Source organism: Sphaerisporangium sp. NPDC005288, from assembly GCF_040607475.1.
GTDB classification, from domain to species: Bacteria; Actinomycetota; Actinomycetes; order Streptosporangiales; family Streptosporangiaceae; genus Sphaerisporangium; species Sphaerisporangium rhizosphaerae.
The window spans coordinates 122,500-147,230 of record NZ_JBEXGT010000013.1 but is presented as its reverse complement, the minus strand read 5'-3'; the positions used below and the strand labels follow the sequence as shown (position 1 = coordinate 147,230).

Annotated in this window: 19 protein-coding genes and 1 tRNA gene; 10 read left to right on the top strand and 10 right to left on the bottom strand. The window is 69.2% G+C overall.

Translation table 11 applies throughout. The features are described 5' to 3' along the window. Positions 1-154 precede the first annotated feature (154 nt). On the bottom strand, positions 155-1,411 hold the full coding sequence (locus ABZU32_RS15100; RefSeq protein ID WP_354922157.1) for a glycosyltransferase 87 family protein: 1,257 nt from the start codon (positions 1,409-1,411) through the stop codon (positions 155-157). Between the two features lie 194 nt (positions 1,412-1,605). Here ABZU32_RS15100 and ABZU32_RS15095 point away from each other — a divergent pair, with 194 nt between their 5' ends. The 7 genes from ABZU32_RS15095 to ABZU32_RS15065 all read left to right on the top strand — a co-directional run bounded on the left by ABZU32_RS15095 (position 1,606) and on the right by ABZU32_RS15065 (position 9,530). After that, on the top strand, positions 1,606-1,848 hold the full coding sequence (locus tag ABZU32_RS15095) for a hypothetical protein (RefSeq protein ID WP_354852361.1): 243 nt from the start codon (positions 1,606-1,608) through the stop codon (positions 1,846-1,848). Then, positions 1,826-2,335, top strand: coding sequence for a DUF6879 family protein (locus tag ABZU32_RS15090; RefSeq protein WP_354852359.1), 510 nt, complete (start codon positions 1,826-1,828; stop codon positions 2,333-2,335). Before ABZU32_RS15095 ends, ABZU32_RS15090 begins: the two co-directional genes overlap by 23 nt. Positions 2,336-2,348: 13 nt before the next feature. Further along, positions 2,349-3,197 (top strand): helix-turn-helix transcriptional regulator, encoded by an 849-nt coding sequence (locus ABZU32_RS15085; RefSeq protein WP_354922154.1) that lies wholly within the window; start codon positions 2,349-2,351, stop codon positions 3,195-3,197. Between the two features lie 118 nt (positions 3,198-3,315). Then, the gene (locus ABZU32_RS15080) at positions 3,316-3,756 is read left to right on the top strand and encodes an ATP-binding protein (RefSeq protein WP_354922151.1); all 441 of its coding nucleotides are present in this window, start codon (positions 3,316-3,318) and stop codon (positions 3,754-3,756) included. A 242-nt stretch (positions 3,757-3,998) separates the two neighbouring features. Continuing rightward, a complete protein-coding gene (locus ABZU32_RS15075) occupies positions 3,999-4,406 on the top strand; it encodes a hypothetical protein (RefSeq protein ID WP_354922148.1) in 408 nt (135 codons plus the stop codon). After that, positions 4,403-8,752, top strand: a complete 4,350-nt coding sequence (locus tag ABZU32_RS15070; RefSeq protein ID WP_354922145.1) for an AAA family ATPase — start codon at positions 4,403-4,405, stop codon at positions 8,750-8,752. The genes ABZU32_RS15075 and ABZU32_RS15070 overlap by 4 nt, the downstream gene beginning before the upstream one ends. Positions 8,753-8,918: 166 nt before the next feature. Further along, positions 8,919-9,530 (top strand): hypothetical protein, encoded by a 612-nt coding sequence (locus ABZU32_RS15065; protein WP_354922142.1) that lies wholly within the window; start codon positions 8,919-8,921, stop codon positions 9,528-9,530. A gap of 774 nt (positions 9,531-10,304) precedes the next feature. Here the strand turns inward: ABZU32_RS15065 and ABZU32_RS15060 are convergent. The 4 genes from ABZU32_RS15060 to cysS all read right to left on the bottom strand — a co-directional run bounded on the left by ABZU32_RS15060 (position 10,305) and on the right by cysS (position 16,470). Beyond that, complete coding sequence (locus ABZU32_RS15060) at positions 10,305-13,037, bottom strand: RICIN domain-containing protein (protein WP_354922139.1); 2,733 nt, start codon at positions 13,035-13,037, stop codon at positions 10,305-10,307. Positions 13,038-13,911: 874 nt separating this feature from the next. After that, positions 13,912-13,984: transfer RNA gene (locus ABZU32_RS15055), tRNA-Thr, on the bottom strand. Between the two features lie 86 nt (positions 13,985-14,070). Then, positions 14,071-15,051 carry a 23S rRNA (guanosine(2251)-2'-O)-methyltransferase RlmB gene (gene rlmB / locus ABZU32_RS15050; protein ID WP_354922136.1) on the bottom strand — a complete coding sequence of 327 codons (981 nt, stop codon included), beginning with the start codon at positions 15,049-15,051 and terminating at the stop codon, positions 14,071-14,073. A gap of 21 nt (positions 15,052-15,072) precedes the next feature. Continuing rightward, entirely contained in the window at positions 15,073-16,470 is a 1,398-nt protein-coding gene (gene cysS, locus ABZU32_RS15045; RefSeq protein ID WP_354922133.1) for a cysteine--tRNA ligase, read from the bottom strand. A 515-nt stretch (positions 16,471-16,985) separates the two neighbouring features. Here cysS and ABZU32_RS15040 point away from each other — a divergent pair. Further along, positions 16,986-18,746 (top strand): DUF2637 domain-containing protein, encoded by a 1,761-nt coding sequence (locus ABZU32_RS15040; protein ID WP_354922130.1) that lies wholly within the window; start codon positions 16,986-16,988, stop codon positions 18,744-18,746. Between the two features lie 715 nt (positions 18,747-19,461). Here the strand turns inward: ABZU32_RS15040 and ABZU32_RS15035 are convergent. The 3 genes from ABZU32_RS15035 to ABZU32_RS15025 form a co-directional block, all read right to left on the bottom strand. Beyond that, positions 19,462-19,731, bottom strand: a complete 270-nt coding sequence (locus tag ABZU32_RS15035; protein WP_354852336.1) for a GlsB/YeaQ/YmgE family stress response membrane protein — start codon at positions 19,729-19,731, stop codon at positions 19,462-19,464. A gap of 252 nt (positions 19,732-19,983) precedes the next feature. After that, the gene (ispF, locus tag ABZU32_RS15030; protein WP_354922127.1) at positions 19,984-20,442 is read right to left on the bottom strand and encodes a 2-C-methyl-D-erythritol 2,4-cyclodiphosphate synthase; all 459 of its coding nucleotides are present in this window, start codon (positions 20,440-20,442) and stop codon (positions 19,984-19,986) included. A 17-nt stretch (positions 20,443-20,459) separates the two neighbouring features. Further along, positions 20,460-20,942, bottom strand: a complete 483-nt coding sequence (locus ABZU32_RS15025) for a CarD family transcriptional regulator (RefSeq protein ID WP_184978896.1) — start codon at positions 20,940-20,942, stop codon at positions 20,460-20,462. A gap of 263 nt (positions 20,943-21,205) precedes the next feature. Here ABZU32_RS15025 and ABZU32_RS15020 point away from each other — a divergent pair, with 263 nt between their 5' ends. Continuing rightward, positions 21,206-21,832: a copper chaperone PCu(A)C gene (locus tag ABZU32_RS15020; protein WP_354852332.1), complete on the top strand. Its 627-nt coding sequence runs from the start codon at positions 21,206-21,208 to the stop codon at positions 21,830-21,832. A gap of 63 nt (positions 21,833-21,895) precedes the next feature. On the opposite strand, the gene ABZU32_RS15015 is transcribed toward ABZU32_RS15020, so the two are convergent. Together ABZU32_RS15015 and ABZU32_RS15010 are read right to left on the bottom strand one after the other, a co-directional pair. Next, positions 21,896-22,585 (bottom strand): response regulator transcription factor, encoded by a 690-nt coding sequence (locus ABZU32_RS15015; protein ID WP_354852330.1) that lies wholly within the window; start codon positions 22,583-22,585, stop codon positions 21,896-21,898. Next, on the bottom strand, positions 22,582-23,763 hold the full coding sequence (locus ABZU32_RS15010; protein ID WP_354852419.1) for an ATP-binding protein: 1,182 nt from the start codon (positions 23,761-23,763) through the stop codon (positions 22,582-22,584). Before ABZU32_RS15010 ends, ABZU32_RS15015 begins: the two co-directional genes overlap by 4 nt. Before the next feature lie 106 nt (positions 23,764-23,869). On the opposite strand from ABZU32_RS15010, the gene phoU reads away from it, so the two are divergent. Continuing rightward, a complete protein-coding gene (phoU, locus tag ABZU32_RS15005; protein WP_354852329.1) occupies positions 23,870-24,529 on the top strand; it encodes a phosphate signaling complex protein PhoU in 660 nt (219 codons plus the stop codon). Positions 24,530-24,731 lie beyond the last annotated feature (202 nt).

The window sequence follows — 24,731 nt, the reverse complement described above, 5'->3', positions numbered from 1 at the left end:
GTCTTGCCGCAAGCCCCCCGGTGCGCTATACGTTGGAAATGGAAGGAAGTGCCATCGTCGCGTAGGCGAGATCACGCACCCTGTCACCCTTCGATGTCGTGCGGTAGATCGTCGCACCCCCACTGGCGGGCCGGAAGATCGCCATGCGTGGCGGCTATCCCGGAACGACGGCGAACGGATCGCCTGACGCGCGCTTCCCCCGCCGCCGTTCGCTCCGGCCGAAATGGACCGCGAGCGCCAGCAACGTCGACAATCCGCTGAGCACATAACTGCCCGTCAGCGACATCAACCACATTCCAGCGTGGGATGGATAGACGAGAAGTGTCGCCAGGGCGACATATCCCGGCAGCAGGAATATCGACCACAGGAACCCCACGCCCACCTTCTCCAGCGGAGCGTTCACACGCTGAGCGCGCTGTGCCCACACCATCAGGAGCGGTATGCACCAGACCCAATGGTGCGGCCAGGAAACGGGCGAGACCAGCAGCCCCACGATCCCGGTGACGGTGATTCCGGCGAGCTCGCCCGCCTTCTTCCAGGTCCGTGCGGCGACCAGAAGTCCGCCCGTGCCGACGACCGCGCACAGGGCGAGCCAGACGGGCATGATGGGCCACGAGCCGGGCACGAGCGCGAGCACGCCGCGAAGCGACTGGTTGAAGAAGTCCACGCCCTGCCCGGCGACCACCCGGTGTGTGTCGAAGAACGCGCCACCCCAGTAGTCACGCGAATCGGCCGGCAGCAGCAGGAATCCGAGGATCACCGTGCCGAGGAAACCGAGGCAGGCCATCAGGGCGGCCCGGTAACGACGCGTGAGGAGGAGATAGGGGATGAATATCAGCGGAGTGAGTTTGATGCCGGCGGCGATGCCCGTTCCTATGCCACGCCACTTCTCTTTGCCGTGCGTCAGATCTGCCACGATCACCAGTAGCAGGATGATGCCTATCTGCCCGTTCCACAGCGTCAGCGCCACCGGATACAAGGGGAGCGCCGCGATCACGACCAGCAATGCGTGAGTCGCCCGGCGGCCACGGCGCTTCACCGTAGTAAGGCCGACCAGGATCCATATCACCGCCTCAAGGGCGAGTATGGAGATCAGCACCCAGATGCCGGAGGCGGTCTCCATCTCGACCAGGGCGAGCGGCGTGAACAGCATCGCCGCGAACGGCGAATAGGTGAACTGCAGCGACCTTCCACCGACGATCAGGTCATAGACAGAGGTGCCCCGCAGTACCGCCGCCCCGCCTTCCCGGTAGACCTCCAGATCGATCCAGCCCTTCGCGTAGACCGCGTTGAACGCGAAGGCCGTCAGCGCGCCGCACAACGCGATCAGTACTCCGCATGCCATGGGAAAACAGGCGCCATCTTTCTTGCCCACACGAATGCGCGGCCCTGCGGACACCGAAGAAGGCATGGCGACTCCCGGCTTGGCTGCGGTGAACGCTAGTCACGCCGGCTTGTCCAAAGCTTGTCACGCCCTGCCTGTGCCGGCCGTTCCGCCGGGCGGCGGCGAGCCCGCTGGAACGGGTGCTATTGACTGAGGGTGGAGACGCCGGTCAGTGTCGTGATGTCGCAAGTCTGCACACATCCGAAGCACGGGAGGCAGTCATGGCGCTACGGTTCATCGGCATCGACACGGACAGCGAGCACGGCGGCTGCCCTTCCATCTGGGTGGACGAGGCGGACGGCAGCGTGGTGATCCAGGGCATCGTGGTCGATGATCCTGTGGACGTGGCCCAAGTGGTCGCCAGGAGTCCTCTCGCACCGGACGAGATGATCATTAGGCTTCCCGCGCGGATGCGTGACTACTTGCTGGAGGCGTGCCGTGATGGCGACCGCGACATGGGATGACCTGTTCGCTCAGTGCCGGCGCTCCGCGCTGCACCTGGAGATGCGCGACGGCTATGGCACCGCGAGCCCCGGCTTCCGGGCATGGCGGGACGGCGTTCCCTTCGACCGCACCGCCTTCGACGCTCCGTGGGTGAACCTGGTCCGCAGGACCGTCGCCCGGGGTGTGGTCATCCGTCGTGCGCGGCTGGTCTCCGAGCCGGTCAGCGACTACATCCGGTACGAGCACTCCGCGACGCCGTTCGCGAACCTCGCGGGCGGCGAGCAGGTCCGCTGGCTGTCACGACGACGAGCTTCCGACCTCGCGCTCCCGGGGAACGACTTCTGGCTCTTCGACGAGCGCGTGGTCCTCTTCCACTTCCACTCCGGGTCCGGTGAGCCCGCCGGCCACGAGCTGTGCGACGATCCCTCTGTGGTCAAGCTCTGCCTGACGGCCTTCGAGCGCGTGTGGGAACGTGGCATCGACCACGCCGAGTACAAGCCGCTCTGACCATCTGCCGCACGTGTCCGCCTCCCCCTCCTCCAGCGCCGAGCAGGCCCGCCGCGCCATCGGAAACCGCCTCCGCGACCTCCTGCGGGACGCAGGGCTGACCGCCCGCGCCCTGGCCCAGACCGCGGGCTGGGACGAATCCAAGTGCTCGCGCCTCATCCGCGGGCGCACCCTTCCCTCGGACGAGGACATCCGCACCTGGTGCCGGATCTGCGACGCCGAGGGCGAGGCCGCAGACCTGATCGCCGCCACTCGTGACGCCGACAGCATGTACGTGGAGTGGCGGCGGCTACAGCGCAGCGGCATGAAGCGGCTACAGGAGACGCGGGTGTCGCTGTACGAACAGACCCGCCTGTTCCGGTTCTACTGCTCCAGCTTCATGCCCTGGCCCCTCCAGACGCCCGGCTACATGCGCGCGGTGCTGACATCGTTCGCCGAGTTCCACGAGGCTCCGCGGGACATCGACGAGGCCGTGGAGGCGCGCGCGGCACGTACCCGGCTCCTCTACGAGGGGGATCACCGGTTCGCGATGGTCGTGGAGGAGTCGGTCCTGTACGACCGTGTCGCGGACGATGACGTGATGGCCGGCCAGCTCGGGCAGCTGCTCGAAGGCATGTCGCTGCCGTCGGTGTCCCTGGGAATCATTCCATTCGCGGCTCGCCGGAAGTTGTGGACCATGGAGACCTTCTCGATCTACGACGACCAGCGGGTGTTCGTGGAGATGCTGTCGGCGGCCGTGACGGTGACCCAACCTCGCGAGATCGCGCTCTACGTCAAAGGGTTCACGGAACTGGCCGCGCACGCGGTCTACGGCGGCAAGGCCCGTGCTCTGATCACCAAGGCGCTCGGAGCTCTCAGCTGATCGTGCAAGTCCGTGCAAGTTGGTTGAGCCGATCGATCACCCGCTCCTAGTGTCCCAGCGTGCCCCCCGCGTGACTCCGTGAGTTTCGACGCGGACTTCCGCGAACGAAGGCGAGCGCATGGTGACTGGACACCTGTTGGGCGTTGTCGATCTCGTCTGCGTCCCCGAATCGGTCGCTCTGGCTCGTGAGTACGTACGGCGAAAGCTCGGCGCCGGCCATCCCGCGCTCGACGAGGTGACACTCCTGGTCTCCGAGGTCGTGACCAACTCCGTCGTCCATTCCGACTCCAGAGACGGGGGGACGGTGACGCTGGCGCTGGCCGACTGCCAGGACTTCGTCCACGTCGACGTGGTGGACGCCGGCGGGGAGAGCACCCCGCAGGTCTGCCACGACCCGTATGCCGAGGGCGGGCGAGGCCTGATGCTCGTCGATCTGATGTCGAAGACCTGGTCGGTCTACGAGGACGAGGCGGGGCGGACCGTATGGTTCGAAGTGGCCTACGAGCGCCCGCCTTCGCCCGACGTCAGAGATGAGCGCGCACACCCCGGCAGCCTGTGAGATGACCTGACCTACTCACCCTTCGATCGCCGTTCTCACGTCCAACCGGTCGCCGCCGGCGCTGCCGACATTGGTTAGCCAGCCCATAAAACGGTTCAATCTCGCACAAAGCTGAATTATTAGTCGAAGAACGCGAAATCCCCATCTTCAGGGCTACATTGAAGATCAAGATCGGCCTTGATGTTCGGAGATGCTTTCGTGGCGCATGCCGCCAATAGGCGAATTTCTATAGGGTGGACGCCATGGATGTGCAGATCGCCGTCACGGGCGAGGAAAGCGTCGACGCTCTGCGTCGTTGGCTGGACGACGATCCCGACTTGTTGGGAAACGTCCAGAATCAGGGAACCCCGCCCGGTCCAGGGCGATTGGGGACACTTGAGGTGCTCGTCGCCGCCGTCGGCCAGGGGGGAATCGCGACCGCACTGGCGAGCGCACTGGTGGCGTGGCTGCGGCGGCGGGTGGGAGACGTCGAGATCACCGTCCGCCGGCCGGACGGCGGGGAGATCACGCTCACCGCCAGGAACGTCCGAAGGCTCGACTCGGGACAACTCACGGAACTGACCCGCCGGCTCGAAGGCGCCATGGGCGAAGACGAAGGAACTCGCCGACCTCAGGACCAGGAGTTACCAGGGCCCTCGGAGCGCGGGTGACCCTCAAAACGCAATCGGCCGGCCGAGCGCTGGAACGCCCGGGAAGCCGGGCGCTCGTGGCCGGCACCGCCCGCCATGTCCGGGGTTCCGCCCTGCCGGACGTCGAGGCGGCCGCCACGACGGCGCGGGACCTGGGGCTCGCCCTGGTGGAGTGCTGTGGGCTCGCCCCCGGCCGCCTGGAAACGCTCGTGGATCCGGCGAACCCGGCGGAGCTGGGAAGCACGCTGGCCAGGGCGGCCTCGCAGGCGCGCGGCACGTTTCTGTTCTCCTTCGTGGGACACGGGCTCCTCGACGCGCACGGTGAGCTCTACCTCGCCACCTCCGCCACCGACGGGCCGAGCACGGGACTCACGTACAAGGCGCTGCCGTACTCCGCGGTGCGTGAGGCGCTCATCGCCAGCCCGGCGGAAACGATCATCGTCGTCCTGGACTGCTGCTTCGCCGGACGGGCGAACGGCGCGGCGGCTAGCGCCATCAGTGACGCCTTCGGACGGATGCGGGTGCGGCGCAGCCACCTGCTGGCGGCCGCCGCCCGGGACGAGCAGGCCCTGGCTCCCATGGGCGCGCGGCACACCGCGTACACCGGATGTCTGCTGACCGTCCTGCGCGAGGGCGACGAACTCGGACCACGCATGCTGAGCCTGGACGACATCAGCCGCTATCTCGACCGGGAACTGCCCAGGCGGGGATTTCCGCAGCACTTTCCCCAGCATTTCGGACGGGCGGGGGAAATCGCCCTCACCCAGAACCGGGCCTACACCTTTCCCGGCCCCGAGACCAGAATCCCTCCGGCGGAGGGGCCCTGTCCCTACCGGGGACTGGAGCCGTTCGAGTTCACCGCCGACGACGCCCGTCTCTTCTTCGGCAGAGAGGAACTGATCGGGGAACTCGTGCGGACCGTCGGCGTCCGGCGAACGGGTCCCCTGTTCGTGATCGGCCCGTCGGGTTCGGGAAAGTCCTCGGTACTGCGCGCGGGACTGTTGCCGGCACTGGCCGGCGCCGAGGACGGATGGCTGCCCCTCATCCTCACCCCCGGCGACAGCCCTCTGACCGCGCTGGTCCGGGCGATGTCCCCTGAGGAAGCCGGCGACGACGCGGCCGACGAACTCTTCGACGCCCCGCACGCAGTGAACCGCCTCATCGAAAGGACCTTGCAGGACCAGGGCCGGCCCACCGACCGCCTGATCCTGGTCGTCGACCAGTTCGAGGAGGTGTTCACCCGCTGCCAGGACCCCGCCGAGCGAAACGCCTTCATCCACGCCCTGTGCACGGCCGACCCTGCCCGCGCACTGGTCGTACCGGCCGTCAGAGCCGACTTCTACGGTTACTGCCTGGCGTATCCGGGCCTGCTCACCGCCCTGGGCGCGGGGCACGTGCCGGTCGGGCCCATGACCGAGCCGCAGGTGCGCCGGGCGATCGAGGGCCCCGCCGAGACGGCCGGGCTGTCACTGGAGCCGGGACTCGTGGACCTCCTGCTCCACGATCTACGGCCCGGCGAGGATGATGTGCTCAGCGCGCTTCCCCTGCTCTCCCACGCGCTCCTGGCCACCTGGCGGAACAGGGAGGGCAAGACCCTCACCATGTCCGGCTACCGCGCCGCGGGAGGGATCTGGCGGTCGGTCACCACGAGCGCGGAGAAGGTGCACGACGGCCTGGACGACGAGGGGCGCGAGGCCATCCGGAGGATCCTCCTCGCCGGTGTCCAGATCGGCGAGGAGACGGAGGACACACGACGCGAGATCGACCTGCCGGGGCTTCTCGCGAGGGCCGGCGTCACCCCCGCCCCTGTCATCGCGGCGCGGGACGCGCTGGTCAAAGCCCGTCTGATCAGCGTGACGGAGAAGGGCGCGGAGATATCCCACGAGGCGCTCCTGCGCGCCTGGCCACGGCTGCGTGAGTGGATCGCCGAGGACCGCGACGAGCTACGTCTGCGTCAACGGCTGGCGACGGCGGCGACGGCCTGGCACGAGCAGAATCGTGATCCCTACCTGCTGTTGCGCGGCGCGTCACTGGAGTCCGCGGAGTCGTGGGCGGCCGGGCACGACCACGAACTCGGCGCACTGGAACAGGACTTCCTCCGCCAGAGCCGACGTACCCGGAGAAGGGGGAGGATCAGGACGCGCCTCGCCGCCGCGCTGGGTGTCCTGATCCTGATGGTGGCCGTGGCGGGTGGTGTCACGATCCGGGAGAGCAGGGCCGCCGCCGAGCAACAGCATCGCGTGGCGGTGTCCGGCCAGATCGCCCCCCAGGTGGCGTCCGAGTACGCGACCGGTAATCCCCTCGGCTCGCACAAACTGGCGGTGGAGGCCTACCGCCTGGCCCCGGACAGCGTCCAGGCGATCAGCGCGCTGCTCGGCACCCAGAACCAGCACTTCGACGACACGCTCGATCCGAGGAACGTCACGCCGCTTCTCTGGAAGGCGGTCTACAGCCCTGACGGGAAGACGATCGCCACAGGAGGCAAGAACGGAGAGGTGGAGTTGTGGGATGCCACGACCCATCGGCAGATCACCACGATCCCCAACCCCGCCGAACCGGGCACGACCATGAACATCACGACCGTCGCCTTCAGTCCCGACGGCACGACCTTGGCCGCCACGATGAGGGGGATGATCCGCCTGTGGGAGGTGACCGACCGTGGTCATCCGAAGGCTCTGCCGGCGCTGGAGACAGGTGACGACGAACAAGTCACCTTCGGTGCTTTCAGTCGCGATGGCAGGCTGCTGACCGGCATCAGCGCCGGGGGCGAGCTGCGCCTCTGGGATGTCGTCCGCCGCCGCCTGGTCGTCGCGCCGTTCGAGGTCGGCCAGGGAAGCCACGCGGGCTTCACTCCGGACACACGGACTCTGGTCATCGCCTCCTCCGACGGCACCGTGCGACTCTGGGACGTACGTCACCGCCGGTTCACCCGTTCGCTGACCCGCCACGCCGCGAAACTGAACACCAGGCTGGCGATCAGCCGGGACGGCCGCACCCTGGCCGTGTCGGCCGAGGACGGCGGAGTGCTGCTCTGGGACCTCCCCCGGCGCAGGCAGATGAAGACCATCGCGGGTGACGACGCCGGCAGGAGTGTCTCCAGCCTGGCGTTCAGCCCGGACGGCAGTCTCCTCGCCGCAGGTGGCTACGACTCTCATGTGCGGATATGGGACCACGCGGCGGGCGACAGGCCGCTCGCCGATCTGACCGGTCACATCGCCCAGGTGAACAGCGTCGAATTCAGCCCTGACGGCGCGACACTGGCCAGCGCCGGCTCCGACGGCGTCGTCCAGTTGTGGAGCACGCGCGGCAACTTCCTCAACGGCCGCTTCAGCCCAGGTATCACGGTGGCCTTCTCGCCCGCCCGGAACCTACTGGCGGTGGCCGAGATGTCCGACGTCGTCCTGTACTCGATGCCCGCGCGCCGGCGCGTGGCGACATTCCCCGGTCTGGGCCATACCCCCATGGCCGTCGCGTTCAGCCGGGACGGGACGCTGCTGGCCGTCGCGTCCGGCGACCGGTCCGACCGGTACGGCACCGTGCGCCTGTGGGACGTCCCCCGTCAGAAGTTGCTCAGGACCATCACCACCCACCACCACGGCGTGATGAACGCGATCGCCTTCAGCCCGGACGGCCGCACGCTGGCCACCTCCGCCATCTACGACCCCACGGTCCGCCTGTGGAACCCGGCCGACGGCTCACTTCGCGCGACGCTCGAGGGCAACGGCGGCGACCCCGCCTTCACCCGGGCGACGGCCCTGACACAGGGCGTCCAGTCGCTGGCCTACAGCCCGGACGGGCGGACCCTGGCCGTCGGAAGCTTCGAAGGCATCGTCCGTCTCTGGGACACGCGCCGGAACTCACTGGTCGGCGACCGGCTCTCGCAACCCGGGAGCGTGCCGGCGCTCGCCTTCAGCCCCGACGGCCGCACGCTCGCCACGGGCGGAGGCGGTGACACCCTCATCCGCCTCTACGATCTCGCCACCAGGAAGGTGTCCGCCACTCTGCACGCGCACACCGCCCAGATCAACGACCTGGTCTACGCCCCGGACGGCGCGACCCTCATCAGCGCGAGCGATGACATGACCGTGCGCATCTGGAAGATACGCGACAAGACCCTGCTGGCCAGCCTGCCCGCCGACCACAAGATCGTCGCTGTGGCCTACGACGCGCGGAACCGGACCGTGGTCGCCACCGGGATCGGCCCGCCACTGGCGTGGAGCATCGACCCTCGACGGGTCGCCGAGCAGATATGCGGGCGGCTCAGCAAACCTGACATCACTCCCGACGGCTGGAAGAACCTCATCCCCCAACTGCCCTACGAGCGCTCCTGCGACAGCATGGGCAACCGGGCAAAAGGCTCCTCGTGATGATCGCAAGGGGTCTTTGACGTGGGAGCCGACGAGGGATGCCAGGGCCACAGACGCGAGGCCGGAAAGGGACGCAGGCGGTTCAACCCCGGCCTCCCTGAGCCGATCCGGCGAGAGGACCGAGAACCAAGCCGTTCCCGCCGTCGTCCAACTCTTCATGATCAGCGTGACGCTCTCCTTGCTGCTGGCCCTGTCCCCGGCGACCGTGACCGAGATTCCGAAGAACTTCCTGCTCACCGAACGCGACGCGCGCAGGGTCCAGGACCCCCATGAGGCGGACGAACAGGGCTACGAGATCAGCGACAAGCTCACCAAGCCGTTGGAGCTGAACCCGTGCCGGCACCGGCACGCCGTCGACCGCGGCCGGGTGGCCGCCCGCACGATCACGCACTGGACCAGCGGCCCTAGCAGCTCCTCCGAACAACTCGTCATCTACAACAGCCCCCGGAGCGCCCATTCCGCGCTCACCCGTCTGCGCGCCGAGGTCAAGCGGTGCGCACGTAAGGGCGACCCGTCGGCGCCCCAACTCAAGATCCAATGGCGGATGAGCAAGGCCAAGGCGGGAGACGAGGCCATGGGCATGGGTTACCAGACCTGGCAGGACGGCAGCGTGAACGTGACGATGACCGGCATCACCGCGCGCCGGGGCCGGGCACTGATGATCTACACGACCGACGAGGGAATCTACGCCCCCGGCCGACTGACCAAGAACGCCAGGAAGATGGCCGCCAAGGTGTGTAGGTTGCCCGGCGTCTGCCAGCCCAGCCCCGCCGCATAGCCGCTGCTAGCGAACCTGTCGACAAAGGCCCCTTGTGAAGATCGCAAGGGGCCTTTGACGTGGGAGCCGACGAGGGGAATCGAACCCCTGACCTACGGTTCACAAGCCGGAAGAAGATCGTCTACTCCTGTCCCTCAGCGTCTCTTCCTGCCTGCTCAGCGGGCTGATTGGCTTGATCGTCTTCTGTCGACGTCTACGGCCGTCTCGGGACGCAGTTAGCATCCGCGTTAGCAAGATCATCACCCGGCGCACCGGAGGCGGCTTATCGCCCCCACGGGGATGCGCGATGAAGGCGATGGCCAACATGCTTCCCCCTCTGGCGTTCTTGCTCGGACTGCGATTCCATAACGCCCCTCATAGGGATGGCGGCGGTGATTGAACCAACACGACGGCCGTGGCGCCCATCACCGTGGACCGTCGAACGCTGCGGCCCCCCGAGCTGTGCGAACAAGCCATGTGGATCTCCTCATGGTTGTAGGAGCTGGCCGACGGTTGCGGAACTTCCATCAGCGTGGGGTCCATTGACCGTCATTGATCGAACCCCCATGGGGGTTCGATCAATGACGAGCGCCTACCGCTCGCGAGCGAGGCGGTTCGATGCGTTCACTGCGGTGGTCTGCCGGCCCGTACCGATGGGAGCGGAGACAAGGTGCTCGGTGGTGGTCGCTTGCCGACGTTCGGAGTTGACATCTCGCCGCTACCCCTGGCCGCAGGGCGGAGCGGCCAGGGGTAGCGGTCGACGCCGCGGCAGCAGGCGAGAACCGGGTCGTCCGGTCAGGTCTGGTTGAATTGCCATTGCTGGTTGGCCCCGCCGTTGGCGGCCCACTGCACGACCTGTGCCCCGTCGCTCGTCGCCGCACCGGAGACGTCCGCCACCAGTCCGCTGTCGTGGCTGACGATGGTGTAGTAGCCGTTGCCGGTGGATCGCAGATACCACATCTGGTTGGTGCCGCCGTTGGCCGTCCACTGCTGCAGTTGCAGCCCGGCCGTGCTGCTGCCGGCGTTGACGTCGAGCATCTTTCCACTCGGGACGTACTTGAGGGTGTAGGAGCCGTCGGAGGTTGTGGCGATGGTCCAGGTGGCGGTGCCGCTCTGCTGGACCACCTTGGCACCGTCGGCGGTGGAGTTGCCCGCGACAGCGAGCGGCTTGCCGCTGTTGCGGTTGACGATGCGGTAGGTGCCCGGTGCGGGTCCGCTTCCGCCGCTTCCGCCGAGGTTGAAGTACTCCACCGCGTCGGTGAAGACGGGGCTACCGGACTTCGTGGTCGACAGCTGCAGGTACACGCGGTTGCCGGTGGCCGGGGTCGTGAAGGACACCGGCTGGGTGACCCGCGAGCCGAGCGGGACGGTCAGGGTCGTGCTTCCGGACGCGACGACCGCGCCGTCCGGCGCGTCGAGCCGCGCCGTCCAGTTGAATCCCACCGAAGTGTCGGCGAAGTCGTCGTTGAAGACGGTGATGTTGCGGGTGACCGTGGCGTTCCGGGCGTAGGTGGGCACGGCCTGCGGCAGAGGGAAGGTGCCGTTGGAGTCCGATGCGCCCGAGGCCGACCAGAACGGCAGGTCGACCGCCGCCACCGGGTTGAACGCCGCCTGCACGCGCTGGATCTGCGGGTTGCTCCAGGGGTCGGAGAGGTTGTCCGCGCCGTAGAGCGGATGACCGCCCTCCTCCGGGGTGAAGTCCGTGGAACGCACGCCGGGCACGAAACCGGCCCACGCGGACAGCAGCGTGTACGGACGCAGATCGGCGGCGCCCTTGCCGCGCTTGGCCAGGGTCGCCGTGGCGAACCACTCGAAGCCCTGCTTGGTGTTGCATGCCGGCCAGATGAACTCGCCCTCGCCCTCGGGCCGCCCATTCACGGTGATCAGGCCCTCCCCGTACCTGCCGAAGCCGTCGACGTAGTGCGAGATCACCGCGAAGTTGGCGTACGTCATCCCGGGATACATGTTGAGATTCGCGCCGACGCCCAGCTCGGCAATGATCGGCCGGGTGCCGTCGGCGCCGTTCATCGCCGCGTACAGGTCCTTCTCGAACTGTTCGGAATCCTGGCCGCTCTGGTTCGGCTCGTTGTTCTGACTCCAGCGGATGACCGCGGGGTGGTTGCGGTCGCGCAGGACCAGCGCACGGGCGTGGTTGACCATGTTGTCGTGCCCGGTGATCCAATCCTGCCCGGACTGGGAGCCGCGGATCGCGACCTCGTCGATGAGCATCAGGCCCATCTCGTCGGCGACATCCAACATGTACGGGCTGGCCGGCTCCTGGTGGACGCGCACCACGTTGTAGTTGAGCCGCTGGTAGTTGTCCACGGCCTGCGGCCAGCCGCCGTTGCCCGACGAAGGCGGAAGGAATCCGGGCAGGGTGTCGTAGGCGTCGCCCTTGCCGCCGTTGTTGATCCGGTCGTAGTCGGCACCCTGGAGGTTGTCGCCGCGGAAGTTCGCGCGCACGCCGTTGAGGTAGTAGTACTCGCCGTTCTGGGTGGCCTCCCGGAACCCGAACCGGTACGTGGCGTCGCTGGTGTGCCCGTCGTCGGTGGCGGCATGCACCGTCAGCCGGTGCAGCTGCGCCCGGTACCCCGACCGGTACGGCACGTTGGGCCACCAGTACGAGGTGCTGTCGAGGTTCCACGCGACCGCCCCGACGGTCACGGTCCCGGTCGAGTGGGCCGCCACGGTGACCGTACGGCTGGGCAGTTCCGGGTAGCTGAAAGCCGTTCCGTTGTTGGACGACAGTGACCCGGTCAACGTCACCGACCGGGAACTGTCCGAGGTGTTACGCACCGACACGTCGTAGCTCAACGTCTTGTTCGCCACCGACGTACGCACGAATGTGTCGCTGACGTACACCGCCGGGTACACCCGCAGGAACGCCGAACGGTAGATCCCCTGGGGGACCGCCTCGGACCACTCGGCGGCGTCGGGCACCAGGTACCGGCCGTTGGATGCCTTCAACGCGCCGCGGCCCTTCACGTCGACGCTGATCGTATGAGTGGTCCCCGGGGCGGCGTAGGCGCTGATGTCGAACTTCGACGGGGTGAAGGCCGTGGTCTGCGTCGCGACCACGCGGCCGTCCACCGACAAGGTCGCCTGGTGGTTCACGGCGCCGAACTCGATCCACGCCGACTGCGGCTGTCCCGAGTCCGGCACCGTCACCGTCCGCGAGTACACCGCCTGGGACACATCGGTGAACCCCTGCTTGTACCAGCCGCCTCCGGGCACCTTGATCGAGGTCGCCGACCGGCCCGCCGGCGTGAAACTCCACGTCCCGGCGAGATCGACCGAAGCGACCGCGGCATTGCCCGCGGTGAAACCGTCGATGTCCCCAGCGGCGGCGACAACCGTCGCGGTGGACTCCGTCGCGGTGGACTCCGTCGCGGCGGACTCCGACGGCGCGGACCGCTGTGCCGCCACAGCCGGCTGAACCCCGATCGTCGCGACCAGCAAGGCCGCCACCACAGCCGGCCACCTGCTCGCCGTACGTCGAAAACGGGAGGAGGGGTCGCTCCGCTTCATCGGCAATCCTTTCGGGTGAATCCTGTTTGTGAGGCACATCCCGGGTCCGGCCGCCCCTCCACGGGCGCCACCGCCCGGACGTTCAAGCCGTCGCCGTTCGTCGGCGAAAGCCGACGGCCTGAGGGGGGGCATCCTGTCTCCTCGTAAGGGATCGTCGTATCGATTCGACAGCATGGCCGACATCACACATAAGACCCAGGCTCCCACCCGTCAATGCTCAGGGTTCCCAGAGACTGGATCACTTCGGCCGTCTGGCTCCCATCACGCCCGATGAGATCACGCGGTCCTAGACGTCATGTAAGTTTCAGGCCGCGTTGGACGCCTCGAACACGGGTCCAAGATCGAGAATCGGCATGCTCAGGACCATCCAGACCTGTGTCGAACTTTCACAGTTAAACGGATCGATTCGATGCCGTCGGGCGCCTGGTAGAGGAACAGGCCCCCCTACGGCCCTACGCCAGCAATGACGAACGGACCGATGCCCTCGGAGACTTCCTGCACCGCTACAACAGCGGCGACAGCGGTTGCGTCTTCACCGCCGAACTCGGGCGACCGTTGCGTCCACAACACGTCGGCGACCAGTTTTCCTGCTCGCCTGCCAGGCAGGGCTCCCGCCTACGGCATGCGGAGTTCGACCGCACCGCCGGGCTATGCCGGTGAGGGACCGTCGAAGACTAGATGTGGTCGCCGCTCGGCTCGGCCACGCCGACCCCGCGATCACCCTCCGCGTGTACGCACACGTGATCAATGAGCAGATGGCGGCGGCGGCAGACGTCTTCGCGACGGCGATCAAGGATGCTGCCGCGTAGCTCGTGTTAGCAAAGGTGTTAGCAAAAGGCCCCTCGCGATCTTCGCGGGGGGCCTCTGACGTGGGAGCCGACGAGGGGAATCGAACCCCTGACCTACGGTTTACAAGACCGTTGCTCTGCCGATTGAGCTACGTCGGCGGGGGTGGCGCGTTACGAGTTTAGTCGTATGGCGCGGGCACCGTCACCGATGTTGGTGTGGCGAGAGCGTACGAGGGGGCGGGAGGTCAGCGGCGGCGGCGGTGGCGGTTGATCTCGTAGAGGGCGATGCCCGCGGCCACGCCCGCGTTGAGTGACTCGGCGGCGGCGTTCATGGGGATGCGGGCCACGACGTCGCAGGACTCGCGGACCAGCCGGGACAGGCCCTTGCCCTCCGAGCCGACCACGACGACCAGGGGCTCGGTGGCGAGTTCGACGTCGCCGATGTCGGCGGAGGCCTCGCCGTCCAGGCCGACCACGAACAGGCCCTGGTCGCGATACTCGCGCAGGGTGCTGGTGAGGTTGGCGGCCCGGGCGACCGGCAGGTGGGCAAGGGTGCCCGCGGAGGTCTTCCACGCGCCCGCGGTCACGCCCGCCGAACGGCGCGAGGGCACCAGGATGCCGTGGGCGCCGAAGGCCGTGGCGGAGCGGGCGATGGCTCCGAGGTTGCGCGGGTCGGTGACCCCGTCGAGGGCAATGATCAGCGGGACCTCGGCGGCTTCGTGGGCCCGCTCGACCAGGTCTTCGGGGTGGGCGTACTCGTAGGGCGGAAGCTGGAGGACGAGACCCTGGTGGATCGTGCCCTCGGTCAGCCTGTCGAGCTTGTCGCGGCCGGCCTCGAGCAGGGCGATGCCGCGGTTGGAAACGATCTTGATCGCCTCGCGGATGCGGTCGTCGTTGTCGACGCGCTGGGCGACGTAGAGCGCCGTGGCGGGCACCTCGGCGCGGAGCGCCTCGAGCACCGGGTTGCGCCCGCCGATGAACTCGGGGCCGTCCTCCCGCTTGCCGCCGCGGGCCGGACGCGCCGGCCGGTCGGCGGAGCTGGGCGGGGCGCCGGCCGCGGCCACGGCGGCCCTGGCGGCCCGCTGCTTGTCCTTGTACCAGTGCCTCTCGTGCGCAGGCGGAGTCGCGCCCTTGCCCTGCAGGGTCTTGCGGCCCTGCCCACCGGTGCCACGCGTGGCACCCTGCCTCTTGCCGGGCCTGCCCGACCCTTTACCGCCACCTGCCATGCTGTCAGCCTACCGGCGCGATCAGCGGGCCAGTTCCCAACGAGGGCCCTGGGGGGTGTCCTCGACCATGACGCCCGCGGCGGCGAGCTGGTCGCGGATGGCGTCGGCGGCGGCGTAGTCCTTGCGGGCGCGGGCGGCCTGGCGCTGCTCCAGAGCCACCTTGACCAGGTCGTCCACCGTGTCGCGCAGGCCGCTGTCGGCGCCGGACACGCGCCACTGCGCGCTTCGCGGGTCGAGGCCGAGGACGTCGAGCATGTTCTGCGTCTCGGCGAGGAGCCGGGCGACCTGCTCCTTGTTGCCGTTGGCGAGCGCCACGTTGCCCTCGCGGACGATCTCGTGGACCACGGCGAGCGCCTGCGGCACGCCGAGATCGTCGTCCATGGCGTCCACGAACGCCTGCGGGAGCGGGGCCGCCGCGTCGACGTCGTGAATGACCTCCGCGGCGCGGGTGACGAAGCCCTCGATGCGCTGGTATCCGGTGGCGGCCTCGGCCAGGGCCTCCTCGGAGTAGTCGATGGCGGAGCGGTAGTGCGCCGCGACCAGGTAGTAGCGCAGTTCGACGGCGCGCACCTTGGTGAGCATGGCCGGGACCAGCAGGGAGTTGCCGAGGGACTTGCTCATCTTCTCGGCGCCGATCTTGAGCATGCCGTTGTGCAGCCAGTAGCGGGCGAACCCGTCGCCGGCCGCTTGCGACTGCGCGACCTCGTTCTCGTGGTGCGGGAAGATCAGGTCGACGCCGCCGCCGTGGATGTCGAAGGTCTCGCCGAGGTACTTGGTGGCCATGGCCGAGCACTCGAGGTGCCAGCCGGGGCGGCCGGCGCCCCACGGGGTCTGCCAGGTGGGCTCGCCGGGCTTGGCGCCCTTCCACAGCGCGAAGTCGCGGCCGTCGCGCTTGGCGGAGTCGGTGTCGGTGTCCCCGGCGGCCCGCATGTTCTCGGGACGCTGGTTGGAGAGGCGGCCGTAACGCTCGGCGTAGGACATGACGTCGAAGTAGACGTCGCCGCCGGCGGCGTAGGCGTGGCCCTTGTCGATCAGCTGCTGGATCAGCTCGATCATCTCGGGGATGTGGCCCATGGCCCGGGGCTCGACGGTGGGCGGGATGCAGCCGAGGGCGTCGTAGGCCCACGTGAACGCGCGCTGGTTGCGCTCGGCGATCACGAACCAGGGGACGCCCTCTTCGGCGGCGACACGTATGATCTTGTCGTCGAGGTCGGTGACGTTGCGGCAGAACGAGACCTCGTACCCCGACCGGGTCAGCCACCGGCGGATGACGTCGAAGTTGACGCCCGACCGGATGTGCCCGATATGCGGCGGAGCCTGCACAGTGGCCCCGCACAGGTAAATCGAGACCCGGCCAGGCTGGACGGGGACGAAGTCGCGGACCGCACGGGTGCTGGTGTCGTATAGGCGCAGACTCACGAACGCAAGGCTAATGCCTCGCAGGCCGTGACAGGACGGGTTGCCCGACCTCACACACGCGCAAAAGCAATGTGAATCCGCCGGCCTTTCCTGCCAGGCACACGCTTGACCGGATTCTTCCATTTCATGACTGCTTGTCCCTGAAGATTTGTCCAATGGCCTCCCCGCTTATACCTAAAGCTCCCGTCTCGCCCCCTCCGGTACATCCACGAGGCATGGTCGCCGGGGACCCTCCGGCCGTTCACACCTGCGTCTCGAGGAAGCGTCCCGGTGGCCGTACTCGCGGCCCGTGGCGGTTCGCGCCCGATGGCACGGGTCGCGCCGGCGCCCGGGGCACATCGTGGGCCTGTGGTCGTGTCCTGGTTCGGGGGACGCCGCGCGGCGTTCCCGGTACGGCAACGCCGATTCTGTAGGCTCGAAGCGCCATGGAAGTCACACCCCCCTTGGCGGCAGGTCAGTCCGCCCGCCGGCCCGGTCCTCCGCCCGCCTCCGCCCGCCCGTCCCGAATGGCACTGGTGCTGCGCCGCATCGCGACCGCCGTCGCCGGCCTGGCCCTGGTGGCGCTCGCCGGCGTCGCCTGCGTGCTGTCCTTCGACGCGATCCGCGCCATCGCCCTGTCCGGCGGGGCGCGCGCCGACCTCGCCTACCTGTACCCGGCGGGCTTCGACGCGCTGCTGGTGATCGCCCTGATCGCCGTGCTGCTGCTGGGGTCCGCCCGGCTGCTGATGCGCCTGCAGGCCTGGCTGATCCTGGCCGTCCTCATCGTGGCCGCGGGCGCGGCGAACGTCTTGGCGGCCACGCACACGACCGTGGAAGGCCGGCAGCTCGCGGTGGGCGTCGCCGTGGCGCCATGGGTGATGCTGCTGGTCGGGCTGTGGCTGTTCCTGCTCCCCGCCGGGCACCTCCAGGCCGGGGCCGCCGATGACGAGCCGTCCGAGGGGCCCACCGGCCAGGGCGCGGGGCACGACATCCTTCCGTTCGGACGGGAGGAGCGCGACCCGGGCCTCGCCCCTCCGCTGGAGACGGCCGTCCACACGATCGGCCATGATCGCGAGATCGTCCCGCACCTCGCCTCGCCGGACGACCTCGAACCGGACGTGGTGCCGGTGGTGCCGCCCACCCCCGCTCCCGAGACGCCTACCGTGGACGAACTGCCGCCGTTGCGGAGCGACGACGGCTTCCGCGCGCCTCGCAGGGAACCCACCCCCCGGCCCGCCCCGTCCAGAGCCGGCGCCCCCGGCACGGCCACGACCGATCCCGCCGGTAGCGGCGACACCGCGTACGAGGCGGAGGAGGCGGACGGAGCGCAGGCCGACGGGCCGAACGCTGGCGCGGCGACCGCCGGCGCACACACCCCGCCGCAGACCGCACCGCAGGCCGCTCCCGCCACGCCTGCGGCCGCGCCGGAAGCGCGGGCCGCGGCACGGCCGGCCTCAGGGGTCACGCAGCCGGTTCAGGATGCCGGAGAGCCGGTACAAGGTGCGGGGCAGCCGGTGCAAAGTGCCGAGCGGCCGGTGCAAAGTGCCGGGGAGCCGGTGTCGGAGGGTGCCGGGGAGCCGGTGTCGGAGGGTGCCGGGGAGCCGGCGTCGGAGGGTGCCGGGCGCCGGGTGCCCGAGGCCGCTCCACCGCTGTCCGAGGCCGCTCCGCCGCTGCCGGAGGCCGCGCATGAGGCGTCGGCGCCGGAACCCGAGCAGCGACTGGTGCCCAAGCCGCGCGAGCAGGCCGCGGGCCCGCGAGCCGAGAGGGACCCGGGCCGGCCGCTTCGCTGGGGCGACCTGGTCCGTCCCAGCGCCGGTGACGTGCTGGTCCATCCGCTGCCCAAACCGGCGCGCGCGCTCGGTGACACCCAGCCTTATCCGAATGTCACCCATCCCGCGTCCGGACCGTCCTCGCCGGACACGGCCGCGGACACGGAGCCGGAAGAGGAGTCCGCCGACACCCAGCCGTACCCGCACCTCCGCGAGGAGGCCAGCCCGCTGTCCGACCGGGCGCCCCACGATGTGGCGCCGCAGGAACAGGCGTCGCCCCAGGACGCTCCTCCGCACGACCTCCCCTCCCACGACACCCCACCGCAGGACGTCGCGGCGCAGGACGTCGCGGGGTGGGAGTCCGGGGAGGCGTGGGAGGGCGACGCGGCGCCCGACCCCGCCCACGATGGCGCCGACAGCGCGGACGAGGACGAGGCGCTCCAGAGCGGGCGTCCGCCGTACACGCCTCAGACCGCGGCCCCGCCCTCCGGCCGGATGCGCAGCACCCCCCTGCCGCCCGAAGAGTGACCGGCCCGACCTGAACCGGCCGCTCGATCGGCCGAGTCCGGCACTTCGACCCCGGAGGCCGGACGCCGGCCTCTGCCGTGCGCTTCCGATCTCTGCGCGCCCCGTCACCTGTGCCCGCCGAGTGCCCGGCTCCTGGTCACCTGGCCCGTCTCGGTCCGGGTTCGGCGTCTCTCGATGGATGCGGGCGCCGGCCTGATATGGCGCTTCGGCCTCGCCTCACACGCCCCCGTCAACTTAGGGGCCCTGGCGAGTGCACGCGTCGGTCGTATGGTCGCGGCCTGGAGTTGTGGGCCCAGGGCACGTCGGTCTCGTCCTCGGGCCGCCCCGGCGTCCGCGCGATCTGCCAGGGTCCGGGCTGGATCGTCCCGGTGGTCGGGACTGGACCGCCCGGGAAGTCCGGGCGGGACCGCCCGGGAAGGCCAAGCGGGACCCGTCCGGGAAGGCCAAGCGGGACCGCCCGGGAAGGCCAAGCGGGACCCGTCCGAGAGGGCCAGGCGGGACCGCCCGGGGGAGACGGCTGGGCCGTCCGGGGTGGTGGTACGACGAAGATCCGCCTGGTCCGGGTGGACCAGGCGGATCTCGAAGGTGTCGAAGGCGCGACACCGTGTTCTTGGACCGTCGTGTCTCAGGGCCCTAGGGCCGAGAGGCCAGTTCCCTCGGGGAAAAGGCGGCGAAGATCAGGCGAAGGTCACCGGGTGGCGCGCTCCGCCAGAGATCAAACCCTTTCCCGGCCCTTGATGGCGGCGACGGCGCCGACACCCACCACGGCGAGGACGACCTGGAGGACCAGTTCGATCCAGTCGATGCCGTCGGTGGTCGCGACACCGATTACCTGGGCGATGGCCGTACCGATCAGCGCGGCGACGATGCCGACGATGATGGTCAGAAGCCACCCGATGGGCTGCCGGCCCGGCAGCACGAGCCGGCCGAGCGCGCCGATGATCGCACCGATGACGATGGCGCCGAGGATGGTCTGAATGGACATATTGAGCCTCCGATTGAGGGTCGCACCTTCACGCTGACAAGATGGCTACCCCCACATCGCGTACTAATCCTAGAAAGTAAGAAAACCCTGATCAGACCGCCATATAGACGCCATGCAGTCCTCTCGGCACCGCCATGGAGGGGTTCGGACGGGCTCCACACCCGTCCCAGAAGCACGCGGAGGCAACGGGAGACTCGTCACGGCACAGGCGCGCGCGAAAGCCCACCCGCCATCCGCGGAACAGAGGAGGGGTCAGGGGGCGAAGACGAGGGCGGTGGCCATGGCGGCGATGCCTTCACCTCGGCCGGTCAGGCCCAGGCCGTCGGTCGTGGTGGCGGTGACGCTGACCAGGGCCGACGCGGCCTCGCCGAGGACCTTCTCGGCCTCGGCGCGGCGCGGCGCCAGCTTGGGACGGTTGCCGATGATCTGCACGGCGATGTTGCCGATCTCGAACCCGGCGGCCCGCAGGTGACGCGCAGTCTCCTCGAGCAGGGTGAGGCCGGACGCGCCCGCCCAGCGTGGGTCGGAGGTGCCGAACAGCCCGCCGATGTCACCGAGCCCGGCCGCGGACAGCAGCGCGTCGCAGCAGGCGTGTGCGGCGGCGTCGCCGTCGGAGTGACCCGCGAGCCCGGTCTCGCCCGGCCAGTGGAGGCCGGCCAGACGAAGCTCGCGGCCGGATGCGAAAGGGTGGACGTCGACTCCGACGCCCACCCTTGGCCGTGTCGTGTTCAGGAGTTGAGAACCTCGTCGAGAAGCGCCTCGGCCTTGTCCTCGTTGGTCTTCTCGGCGAGAGCCAGTTCGCTGACCAGTATCTGCCTGGCCTTCGCGAGCATGCGCTTCTCACCGGCGGACAGACCGCGCTCCTTGTCGCGCCGCCACAGGTCGCGCACGACCTCGGCAACCTTGTTGACGTCGCCGGACGCCAGCTTCTCAAGGTTCGCCTTGTACCGGCGGGACCAGTTGGTGGGCTCTTCGGTGTGGGGCATGCGCAGGACGTCGAAGACGCGCTCAAGGCCTTCTTGGCCCACGACGTCACGCACACCGACGAGCTCGGCGTTGTCCGCCGGCACCTGTACGGTAAGGTCGCCCTTGTCGACCTTCAGCACCAGATAGGTTCTGTCCTCGCCCTTAATCGTGCGGGTCGTGATGGCTTCGATCCGAGCAGCCCCGTGGTGGGGGTAGACGACAGTGTCGCCGACCTGGAAAGTCATGTGACAAGTACCCCTTCCGCTGTACTCCAGGATACCACGCGTCAGTCCCCTCCCGGAACAGTGAAATCATCATAACTGCAGGTCAAAGCCTCGATTTGGGACTTGACAACCGCTCCACAGTGTGAATTCCGGGTCCGAAAAGGCCCCATGACCTGCGACGCTTGCCGCCTCCGCGCCGTCACCGGCCCCCCTGAGCGACGGCTCCTGCGCACGGATAAGGTTGCGACTGGCCATACCCATGTGTACCAAGGAGACCCCAGACTGTGACCAGCACCAGCCGTCGCAGGGTGATCATGATCACCGCGCTGCTCGCAGCCGCTCCGGCGCTGGCCGCGTGTGGCGCGGGCACCGACGCCAACACGAGCAATGCCTACGCGCCGACCGAGGCGAACGTGCTCATCGACAGCAACGGCTCCGCCAAGACCTACGGCAGGAACGGCATCAAGATCGCCCAGGCGTTCCTCCTCGGCCCCGAGTCCGGCGCCCAGATCGCGGCGGGCGGCTCGCTTCCGCTCTACCTGTCGATGGCGAACTACGGCACGGCGGCCGACCGGCTCGAAGGCGTCGCCGTGGCGCCCCAGGTGGCCTCGTCCGTCAAGGCGCCCGGCCCGATCTCGGTGCCCCCCGGTCAGCTCGTCAACAGCGGCAAGCCCGCCCAGGTCATCCTGGAGGGCACCCAGAAGCCTCTGTACGGCGGCGAGACGATCCAGCTGACCCTGAAGTTCGCCAACGCCGGCGACATCCCGATGAACGTCCCGGTGGTCACGCGCAGCCGCGAGTACGCCGGCCTGCCGGCCGCGCCGAGCGCCGCGCCGTCGGCCTCGGCCACGCCGGCCCCCGCGACCTCCGAGAGCGCCACGCCGACGCCGGACCCGTCCGCCAACAGCTGAAGCGCGTAGCACGCGACAAGGCCCGGTGGCGCGACCTCGCGCCACCGGGCCTTCGCGTGTCCGTCAGCCCTCGGCGGGGTCGAACTTGTACCCCAGGCCGCGGACGGTGAGAATGCACCGCGGGTCGGACGGGTCGGCCTCGACCTTCGCCCGCAGACGCTTGACGTGGACGTCCAGCGTCTTGGTGTCGCCCACGTAGTCGGCCCCCCACACCCGGTCGATGAGCTGGCCGCGGGTGAGCACCCGGCCGGCGTTGCGCAGCAGGACCTCCAGCAGCTCGAACTCCTTCAGCGGGAGCTGCACCTGACGGCCCCGTACCGCGACGATGTGGCGGTCGACGTCCATGCGCACCGGACCGGCGGCCAGCACGGCCTGCTCGATCTCCTCGGCGTCGCCCTGCCTGCGCAGGACGGCGCGGATGCGCGCGACCAGCTCGCGCGAGGAGAACGGCTTGGTGACGTAGTCGTCGGCGCCGAGCTCCAGCCCCACGACCTTGTCGATCTCGCTGTCCTTGGCGGTGAGCATGATCACCGGCACCTTGGAGCGCTGGCGCAGCGAGCGGCACACCTCGGTGCCCGGCAGGCCAGGGAGCATGAGGTCGAGCAGCACCAGGTCGGCGCCGTTGCGGTCGAAGGCGTCCAGCGCCTCCGGGCCGGTGGCGGCCACCGCCACCTCGAACCCTTCCTTGCGCAACATGTAGGACAGGGCGTCGGAGAACGACTCCTCGTCCTCGACGACGAGCACGCGGGTCACTTCGCGGCCTCCAGAGAGTTCGTTGTGCTTGGTACGGCTATCGCCGTGCCGCCGAAGGCCGGCAGACGAAGCGTGAAGGTGGAGCCCGAGCCTTCCTTGCTCCACACGTTCACCTCACCGCCGTGCGCGACGGCGACGTGTTTGACGATCGCGAGGCCCAGCCCCGTGCCGCCGGTCGCCCGTGAGCGGGCGGCGTCGACGCGGAAGAACCTCTCGAAGATGCGTTCTTGGGAGCTTTCGGGGATGCCGATGCCCTGGTCGCTGACGCTGACCTCGACGGTGTCGCCGGCCGGGCGGGCGCTGACGACGACGCGGGTGCTCTCAGGGCTGTAGGCGACGGCGTTGTCGATCAGGTTGCGCAGCGCGGTCACCAGCAGCTCGTCGTCGCCCCAGACGCGCAGGCCCTCGGTGCCGCCCGCGACCAGGGCGATCTCCTTGGCGGCGGCCTTGGTGTTGCAGCGGTCGATGGCCTCGTGGACGACCTCGTCGACGGGCACGCAGCCGGGGGTGGGGATCGGCTCGCCGCCCTGGATGCGGGAGAGGGTGATGAGGTCCTGGACGAGGTAGGTGAGCCTGGCGGCCTCGTGCTGCATGCGCCCGGCGAAGCGGTCGACCGCGACGGGGTCGTCGGAGGCGTCCTGGATGGTCTCGGCGAGCAGGCTGAGCGCGCCGACGGGGGTCTTGAGCTCGTGGCTGACGTTGGCGACGAAGTCGCGGCGCACGGCCTCGACGCGCCGCCGCTCGGTCTGGTCCTCGGCGAGCACCAGCACCTGGCCGTGGGTGCCGAGCGGGGCGACCCGCACGGCGAAGGTGGTGACCTCCATGCCGAACTTGTGGCGGGCCACCTCGAACTCGCTCTCGCGGATCTCGCCGTCCCTGCGCACCTGGCGGGCCAGGGCGAGCAGCTCGGCTGCCATCAGGTGATCGCCCTTGACCAGGCCGAAGGCCCGCGCGGCCGAGCTGGCGCGCAGCACGCGGTCGTCCCGGCCGAGCACGACGGCGGAGGAGGGCAGCACGGCGAGAACCGATGCCACTCCCTGCGGCAGGACGGTGTCGGGGTTGTCGACGGGATCAGGGAGATTCTTGTCCCGGGACCGCACCGCCATCATCGCGATCGCCCCGACGACAAAACCCGCCAGAGCGGCCAGGCTTGCCACGATCTCACTCACGCCTTCGATGGTAGGCGGCCTCCGCCGCTGGCCAGGCCCCTCATACCGCCTGTTTCCTGGAGAGTTCATCTCTTGGACGAAGTTCGTTCATGAACGCGCGCGTAGCGTGAACCGCATGCGCGACGCCTTCCACGAAGAACTCAACGCTCTCACCGACCGCCTGGTGCAGATGACGCATCTGGTCCGGTCGGCCATCTCCCGGGCCACGACGGCCCTGCTGGACGCCGACCTGCAGCTCGCCGAGAGCGTGATCTCCCAGGACGCCGAGGTCAACCGCCTCTACAAGGAGGTCGAGACCTCGATCTTCGAGCTCATGGCCACCCAGCAGCCGGTGGCCGTGGACCTGCGCACCGCCATCACGGCGCTGCGGATGGGCGGCGACCTCGAGCGCATGGGCGACCTGGCCGAGCACGTGGCGAAGATCGCGCGGATGCGCCACCCCGAGTCGGCGATCCCGGCCGAGGTGCGCGACACGATCCTGGAGATGGGGCAGATCGCCGAGCGCCTGGTCACCAAGACCGGCAGCTGCATCGCCACCCAGGACGTCGAGCTGGCCAAGGAGCTGGACGACGACGATGACGCGATGGACCGGCTGCACCGCAGGCTGTTCCGCGTGCTGCTGTCCAAGGACTGGGCGCACGGCATCGAGCCGGCGATCGACATCACCCTCACCGGCCGCTACTACGAGCGGTACGCCGACCACGCCGTGCGCGTCGCCCGCGACGTCGTCTACCTGGTGACCGGCGACCGGCCGGACAGCTCCTCGGCCTCCTGAGCACGCGGGCGCGCGGGCCCCGCGCGCCTCAGCGTGTCCGGCGCCGTGTCCGACGACCCGCGCCGCAGGCCGGCCTGATCGGCGCCGCGCCATGAGAACTTGAACGCATGCGGGAACAGGGCGCATGCGAAAGCCCCGGGCCCTTGGCGGGTCCGGGGCTTCACCGTGATCGGGGACGGACGGCCGCGCCCGTCCGGGGTGC